The 7,862-nt window shown below is 64.6% G+C and carries 6 protein-coding genes; 3 read left to right on the top strand and 3 right to left on the bottom strand.

The features are described 5' to 3' along the window. Positions 1-225 precede the first annotated feature (225 nt). The 3 genes from HCR68_RS10075 to HCR68_RS10065 all read left to right on the top strand — a co-directional run bounded on the left by HCR68_RS10075 (position 226) and on the right by HCR68_RS10065 (position 3,548). Positions 226-2,382, top strand: a complete 2,157-nt coding sequence (locus HCR68_RS10075) for a VWA domain-containing protein (protein ID WP_243859042.1) — start codon at positions 226-228, stop codon at positions 2,380-2,382. Between the two features lie 115 nt (positions 2,383-2,497). Next, complete coding sequence (locus HCR68_RS10070) at positions 2,498-3,346, top strand: VOC family protein (RefSeq protein ID WP_167149105.1); 849 nt, start codon at positions 2,498-2,500, stop codon at positions 3,344-3,346. A gap of 64 nt (positions 3,347-3,410) precedes the next feature. Beyond that, complete coding sequence (locus HCR68_RS10065) at positions 3,411-3,548, top strand: toxin-antitoxin system antitoxin subunit (protein ID WP_208320581.1); 138 nt, start codon at positions 3,411-3,413, stop codon at positions 3,546-3,548. A gap of 267 nt (positions 3,549-3,815) precedes the next feature. Here the strand turns inward: HCR68_RS10065 and HCR68_RS10060 are convergent, their stop codons facing one another. The 3 genes from HCR68_RS10060 to dapC form a co-directional block, all read right to left on the bottom strand. Next, on the bottom strand, positions 3,816-5,243 hold the full coding sequence (locus HCR68_RS10060) for a citrate synthase (protein ID WP_167149103.1): 1,428 nt from the start codon (positions 5,241-5,243) through the stop codon (positions 3,816-3,818). Between the two features lie 254 nt (positions 5,244-5,497). Then, positions 5,498-6,427: an alpha/beta hydrolase-fold protein gene (locus HCR68_RS10055; RefSeq protein ID WP_243859041.1), complete on the bottom strand. Its 930-nt coding sequence runs from the start codon at positions 6,425-6,427 to the stop codon at positions 5,498-5,500. A 175-nt stretch (positions 6,428-6,602) separates the two neighbouring features. After that, positions 6,603-7,811 carry a succinyldiaminopimelate transaminase gene (gene dapC / locus HCR68_RS10050; RefSeq protein ID WP_167149099.1) on the bottom strand — a complete coding sequence of 403 codons (1,209 nt, stop codon included), beginning with the start codon at positions 7,809-7,811 and terminating at the stop codon, positions 6,603-6,605. Positions 7,812-7,862 lie beyond the last annotated feature (51 nt).

Genomic DNA, 7,862 nt, shown 5'->3' with positions numbered 1-7,862 from the left:
CAGGTACGGACTCACCCAGCAGATTCTACCGCCGTCTTAGTGCCCCGAAACGACCACCCCACCCCCAGAATCCCAACGAAAAACCCCACTCTGAAACACAAACCACCCCAACCTGTGCAACTCAGGTGCTCTCCACAACACAGCAAACCTAATGTTGCACGTTATTTGAAACAATTAGTTTTTACCATCCTCACCACATTAATGTTATTCAATCAAGGACTTCCCTTGTCTCCCACTCCCCCAACAGCCTCCGCAGCGATTACAACCAATGTGCCGCTCCGGGTGGCCCTGCTCGGAGACTCTTATTCTGCAGGAAATGGAGCAGGACATTACTATGGAGACAAAGAGGCCTACACGAGCTCGCGCAACTGGGCACATAACTATGTGAATTGGCTTAACGACCAGGGGGCCCACGCAACACTAACAAACCTCGCACACAGCGGCAATGTTTCAGACGACGTTCTTAGTAGCCAATTGAGGAAGCTGGATTCGAACACCAATTTAGTGATGTTCACTATCGGTGGGAACGATGTGAACTTTTCCGACATTGTGACACAATGCTTTATGGTCGGAATGAGGGATCCTGCCACCTGTCGACAAAAGATCGATGACGCCAATTCCAAGTTGCCGCAAGTAAAGAAACAAACCCTCGACATTCTTCAGGCGATTGACGACCGTTTAGACGACAACGCCCAGGTGGTAATTGTAGGCTATCCTCGATTATCATCCAAAGACGATTTCACCCTCAGGGACTCCCATGCATTATGGACGGACTCCTACAACGCCGGCGCGGCAGTTAGGGGACTGAGCGACGCGGCAACATCTATTCAATCCGACCTCACTTCTGAATGGAACAATTCACACCCAAGCCTGAAGGTAACCTACGTAGATGGGGTTGTCAATTCCTTCAACGGCCATGAGCCAGATCCTTCATATGTTCTCGTCAATCCCCACCGTTGGATCAACGAATTTCTTGAGACAGAAGGACAAAAAGATCGCCTTGGGAACACTCAAGCCAAGACGAGTTGGGACCCAAACGAATTTTACCACCCAAATCTAATCGGACACGAAGAGATAGCAAAACTCATAGAAGCCAAAATTGGAATTCCGTCTATCGAGAACCCCAAAAGTAATGGCGAGGATATAGATATAGCATTTGTTGTTGACTCCACGGGCTCAATGAGCAATAATGTCGAGGCAGTCCGATCGAAGATCCATTCGATAGCCGAAGAGACGAGCAAAAAGGCATTATCTTATCGTTTCGCGCTCGTCGACTATAAAGATCATCCCCAGTACGATCCCAAAAACTATATGGCCCGAACCGACGTCGACTTCACTTCCGATATATCTACGTTGGATACAGGATTGGGTTCATTAACCTATGATGGGGGAAATATCGGCAACACCAATGCTAGCGTCTACAGCGGCGTGATGCAGGCCGTCAATATGAAGTGGCGCAACGGGGTCAAGAAGATCGTCGTCGTCATCGGTGACGCGCCACCGCGGGATCCGGAGCCAGAAACCGGATACACCGCAGCCTCCGTCGCCAAGGCCGCGTACGAAGTGGATCCGGTCAGCGTATACGGCATTGATACCGGACAACTGAACTCCAGCGATTTCCAGACCCTAGTCACCTCCTCCACCGGTACCACCGCCGTTGCTTCTTCTCCCGACCAGGTCAGCGATCTCGTCAACAAAGCCATCAGCAGCGAGCTCAACAAGCCATTCGCCTGGATCCAAGGCCCTTACGTCGCCAAGGTCGGAGACTCCGTCGATATCGACGCCACGGCCTCCCACGCGGTATCAGGGTCATTGACCTCCTACGAATGGGACTTCAACGGCGACGGAACCTATGAGGAGACCGGCACGTCCCCACGCATCAGCCACATCTTCACCGAGGAGTTCAGCGGCGTCATCGGCCTACACGTCACCCAGTCCGATGGCCAGACCTCCGTCGCCACCACGCAGGTCGACATCACGGACGATGGCGACAACACACCACGTAACCGGGACAACTGCCCCGATGTCAACAACTGGGGGCAGACCGACTACGACAATGACGGTGTTGGCGATGCCTGTGATCCCGATCCCGGCTTCCCCACCCAGGACAAGCCCGGCGTCTGCGTCGTTGGCGAGAACTGCCCGCCGGACGTCGGAAGCCCCAGCGCGCAACCCACATCCGTCCCGAGTGGCGGTTCGGCACCCACGCCGCCCGTCGTTCCTGAGCCCACCAAGGCACCCACCGCCGCCCCGACCACCACCGCCTCACACCGTGCCCTATCCGATACGGGAACCAACGGAATCAGGCTGACGGCCCTGGCGATTCTCGGCATGCTCACCGGCGCCACAGTCCTCCACTATCGGCGCAGGATCACCTCGTGATCGTCTCCGCCATCAGGACCTGATCTCTCGGCTTGTTCGGTCTCTCCGTCGGTGGGGTGCCGCTCTTCTAGGAGCGGCACCCCACCGCCCGGTGCGATCGCGGTACGGTGACCGGATGGATCAGCTCATTACCCCCGCCGTCTGGTGCGACGGCACCGCCGCCGAGGCCGCCCAGTTCTACGCGGACGTCTTCCGCGAGGGCTCCGTCGTCGAGCAGGTGCCCGGGCTCGCGGCCACGGTCAGCATCCACGGTTTTCGGCTCTCGCTCATCAACGGCGACGACCAGTACGCCCCGAACCCGTCGATCAGCTGCATCCTGAACTTCGACCCGTTGCTGTTCGGCGGCGAGGACCTGGCCCGGGCCTACCTCGATGAGCTCTACGAGCGGCTCTCCACCGGAGGCGTGCTCATGGAGCTGGGCGAGTACCCCTTCTCGCCGCGTTACGCCTGGGTCAGCGACCGCTTCGGGATGACCTGGCAGCTCATGCTCACCGACCCGGCTGGCGAGCCGCGCCCCTTCGTCATCCCGTCCTTCATGTTCGGCGGCACCAACCACGCCAACGCCGAGGAGGCTACAGACGCCTGGATCACCCTGTTCGACGACGCCCGCCGCGGAGCCCTGTACCACTACGAGGAGGGCGGGCCGATGGAGGCGGGAGCGGTCATGTTCACCGACTTCACGCTGCGCGGCACCTGGATGTCGGCCATGGACTCGGGGACCTTCCACGACTTCACCTTCACGCCCGGGGTCTCCATGATCGTCTCCTGCCGCGACCAGGAGGAGATCGACCGCTACTGGGCGGGGCTGTCGGCTGTGCCCGAGGCCGAGCGCTGCGGCTGGTGCGTCGACCGCTGGGGCGTCTCCTGGCAGGTCGTCCCCCACAACATCGCCGAGCTCATGGCCGACGCCGCCACGCGCGAGAAGATCCTGCAGATGGGCAAGATCGACCTGACCAGGCTGTAGGCCCCAGAACTCTCCACGACAGTTACGGTGAGGCCAGACGGGCATTTCGTATGACACTTGTCGTATGGAAACCATTGATGGCGTACCGGTCACCGACGAGATGATCCAAGAGTGGGCCGATGAGGCGGAGCGCGGATACGACGTCGAGGCGCTGAGACAGCGGAGTGCCGCTATCGTCGTGGAGCCCACCGATACTGCATGAGACTGGGGTGCTACTGGCCAGGGCATGGGGGTACTCCACGTGGTCCGGAGGCACGTGCAGTGCGGTTAAACCCCGGCCAGTACCACCCGGACCTCGTGGAGTGGGCGCCCGGAAGCGACCGGCGGAGCCGTAGCCCCAGTTCCCTACTACAGACCGCCGGGTCTACGACGTCGACCACCACGGCAGGAGCCCACAAGGAACGCGACGGCCTGTCCGGCACCCCCAACGATGTCCGAATCGGCCACGAGGGCCCTGAGGACCTGAGCCTCAGACCCTGGTGACGCGGTCGAGGCTGGGCACGCCGGCGCGGGTGGCCGGGTACTGGCCGTCGTCGTGCTTGCGCCGGTGCATGGCCACGTAGTGGCGCTCGGTGGAGCCGTCGTAGACCTGACGGGGCCGACCGATCCGCTTGGCGGGGTCGGCGATCATCTCGCGGTACTGGGCGATCCAGCCCGGCAGGCGCCCGAGCGCGAACAGGGGCGTGAACATCTTCGTGGGGAATCCCATCGCCTGGTAGATGAGCCCGGTGTAGAAGTCGACGTTCGGGTAGAGGCTGCGGGAGACGAAGTAGTCGTCGCGCAGCGCCGTCTCCTCCAGCTCCATGGCGATCTCGAGCTTGCGGTCGCCGTCGTCGGAGCCCAGGCGGGTCAGGACGTCGTGGGCGGTCTCCTTGACGATCGCGGCGCGCGGGTCATAGTTCTTGTAGACCCGGTGGCCAAATCCCATGAGGCGGACGCCGTCCTCCTTGTCCTTGACCTTGCGGACGAACTCGGCCGTACTCATCCCCGAGCTCTGGATCGTGTCCAGCATGCGCAGGACCGCCTCGTTCGCCCCGCCGTGCAGCGGGCCGGACAGGGCCCCCACGCCCGCGGCCACGGAGGCGTACATGTTGGCGTCGGCCGAGCCCACGAGGCGCACGGTGGAGGTCGAGCAGTTCTGCTCGTGGTCGGCGTGCAGAATGAGGAGCATGTCCAGGGCCCGCACCACGGCCGGGTCGATGTCGTAGGACTGGTAGGGCATCCCGAAGGTCAGGCGGATGAAGTCCTCGACATAGGAGCGCTGCGGGTCCGGGTAGAGCAGCGGCAGCCCGATGGCGCGCCGGGCGATGTAGCTGATCATCGTGGGCATCTTGGCCAGCAGCAGCACGGTGGCGAGCTCGCGCTCGTAGGGGTCGTGCGGGTTGAGGGTGTCCTCGTAGTAGGTGGCCAGGCCCGCGATCCCCGCCTGGAGGATCGCCATCGGGTGGCCCGAGGAGGGGAAGGAGGTGAAGAAGCTGCGGAAGTCCTCGTGCAGGAGGCGGTGGCGCGAGATGCGTCGCTGCATGCGCTCGAAGGACTCGCGGTCGGGCAGCTCGCCGTTGATGAGGAGGTAGGCGACCTCCAGGAAGGTCGAGGACTTGGCCAGTTCCTCGATCGGGTAGCCGCGGTAGCGCAGGATCCCGGCGGCGCCGTCGATGTAGGTGATCTGCGAGGTGCACGACGCCGTGTTGGTGAAGCCCGGGTCGAGCGTCACCACGCCCGTGGAGCCCAGCAGCTTGGACACGCCCAGGCCGTCGGCGCCGTCGGTCGCCCGAGTGCGCGGCAGCTCAAGGTTCTTGTCGTCGACGCTCAGCAGTCCGGGGCCGTCGACGGCGCCGGGCTGCGTGGGCTCCGTCTGCTCAGCCGGGGCCGCGGCGGGGATGGGGGTGCTCGTCATCATGTCTCCTGGGGCTCGGGGCCGCGCGCATCGCGACGGCGAGGCCTGGGCCCACGGGGGTGTCCGGCGGACCCAGCGCACACTGTACGGGGTGTGCTGTCACGCCGTCGTCTCATTGGTCCGACTCACAGCACGCCGAAGCCTCACCGTCCCATCCGACGTTCCGCCTCCCGACAAAGCTTGATAAATTTATCAACAGCCTCGCGACCGACGCCGAGCAACGGCCTCGATGCCCCAGGAGACCCGACGGACACCTACTTCTTCTGGTCCAGGAGCCAGGTGCGCATCCCGGTCAGCTTGTAGGCGGGCTCGAAGGAGGCCATGTGCTCCATCCTGGCTGTGGGGTTGGCCTCCATGACGGTACCGGCCTTGAAGACGGAGAAGTTGCGCGCCTTGCCCTGGCTAAACAGGGCCTTCGTCTGCTCGTCGAGCTCGGAGGCCGACGCCGTGGCGTCCCACTCCTGCGGCGCGACCGCGAAGTCGACGCCGGCGGAGGTCAGCATCTCCTTGACGGCCTGCTGCCCGGCGAAGGCCCGGTCATCACCGCCGGCGACCTGGTAGACCCAGGTGGCCGAGCCCAGGCCAGTCAGCTGAGTGGGGTCCCACTGGCCGTCGACGAACATGCAGGCCGAGAACATCGTCGAATCCTGAGCCGCCATCACCATGTGCATCATGCATCCCATGGACTGACCGGTCCCGTAGACGCGGCTGGAGTCGATGGCGTACTGCTGCTGGAGCCAGGGAACGAACCGACGGGTGACGTCCATCCAGTCGGTCGTGGTGTACCCGTCGTGGTCGTCGAGGACGACCTCGGGGTAGCACGGGACCACGACCACGCACTTGTGGAGGTCCTGGGTGACCCGGTGCGCCCAGATGAGCGCCCCGTACTGACTCAGCGGTGCGGTCACCTCGCCGCCCACCATGGAGGCGTCGGCGATGAAGTGCACGAGCGGGTAGCTCCCCGAGGCGTCGTACCCCTCCGGCAGGAAGATGTTGAACGGCAAGGACTTCCCGGTCTCCGAGTCACTGTAGGAGGACTGGGTGAAGGAGGACGCCAGAGGCGTGAGCTCATCGATCGTCGGCACCTGGCCCGAGGTGCTCGTACTGGAGGAGGCATTCGACCCGTTCGACGTCGTCGAGCCTCCCGCTGATGAGGATGATGCGGCGGAGGACGTGGTTGTCACGGAGGATGCTTTCGATGAGCACGCACCGAGTGCAAGACCTGCACCCGCAACGGCTCCGGCGGACAGGAGTGCACGGCGAGATGTTCTAATGAATGAACTCATGTTGAGGAGCCTGTCCTATGAACCTAAGAGCAGGTTGAACTCAGACTATGAGGAGACTATGGCTGTGGGCGGCTCAGCCGGCGAAGAGAGCGGCGGCATCGGCGGAGCGCAGGCGCTGCGCGGCGGCCTCCACGCGCTCGTCGGTGTCGGTCAGGCTCATACGCACCCGGCCGGCCCCGGCCTCGCCGTAGAAGTCGCCGGGGGCCACGACGATGCCGAGCTCGGCGAAGGCCGCGACCAGGTCATAGGCACTCATCGAGTCCGGCCCCTTGAGCCACAGGTACAGGCCTGCCACGGAGGCCGGGTCGTTGACGAGCCCGGCGGCGGCCGTGGCCTCCACGAGCACCTCGCGGCGCTCCCGGTAGACCTCCTTCTGGACCTCCATGTGCGCCTCGTCGCCCAGGGCGGCCACGAGCGCGGCCTGGACCGGCGTCGGCACGAGCATCCCGGTGTGTTTGCGCACCTCGGTGACCGCGGCCACGAGGGCGGCGTCCCCGGCGAGGAAGGCCGCCCGGTAGCCGGCGAGGTTGGACTGCTTGGACAGGGAGTACAGGGCGAGCAGACCCGCCCGGCCCGCGGCTCCCCCGACCCGGGGGTCCAGGAGGCTGGGGATCGGCTCGGAGTCCCACGGCGAGTCCCAGGCGAGCTCGGCGTAGCACTCGTCGGAGATGACGACGGCGCCGCGTCCCCTGGCCCAGGCGACGATCCGGGCCATCTGCTCGGCGCTCAGGACGTGCCCGTCGGGGTTGCCGGGGCTGTTGAGCCAGACGACGGCAACGCGCGCGTCGTCGGCGACCTCCCAGGTGTCGGGGTCGGCGTCGGTGTCCACGGGGACGGGGGTGGCGCCCACGAGGCGGGCGCCGACGTCGTAGGTGGGGTAGGCGGCCCGCGGGTGCAGGACGAGGTCACCGGGGCCCACGCCCAGGTGCAGCGGCAGGAGGGCCACGGACTCCTTGGAGCCGATCGTGGGGATGACCTCCTCGTCGCCCAGGCCGGCCACGCCTCGGCGGCGCTCCATCCACTCGATGATGGCGGCGCGCACCACGGGGGCGCCGACCGTCGTCGGGTAGCCGGGGGCGTTGGCGGCCGCGGACAGGGCGGTCCGGGCGATCTCGGGGGTGGGGTCGACGGGCGTTCCCACCGCGAGGTCGACGACGCCGTCGGGGTGCTCGGCGGCGCGCTGCCGGTAGGGGGTCAGCGAGTCCCAGGGGAAGTCGGGCAGGGCGGGGCGGCGGGGCAGGTGGGGGCTGGGGAGGGTCTCGGGTGTCGCGCTGGTGCTCACGACGCCGATTCTTCCTCACTCGCCGGGTGCGCCTCCACCCCCGATGAGGGG

It is taken from the genome of Actinomyces sp. ZJ308, from assembly GCF_011752065.1.
In the GTDB taxonomy this organism is placed as follows: Bacteria; Actinomycetota; Actinomycetes; order Actinomycetales; family Actinomycetaceae; genus Actinomyces.
The sequence above is the reverse complement of the archived record's forward strand: the minus strand, read 5'-3'. Positions and strand labels throughout refer to the sequence as shown.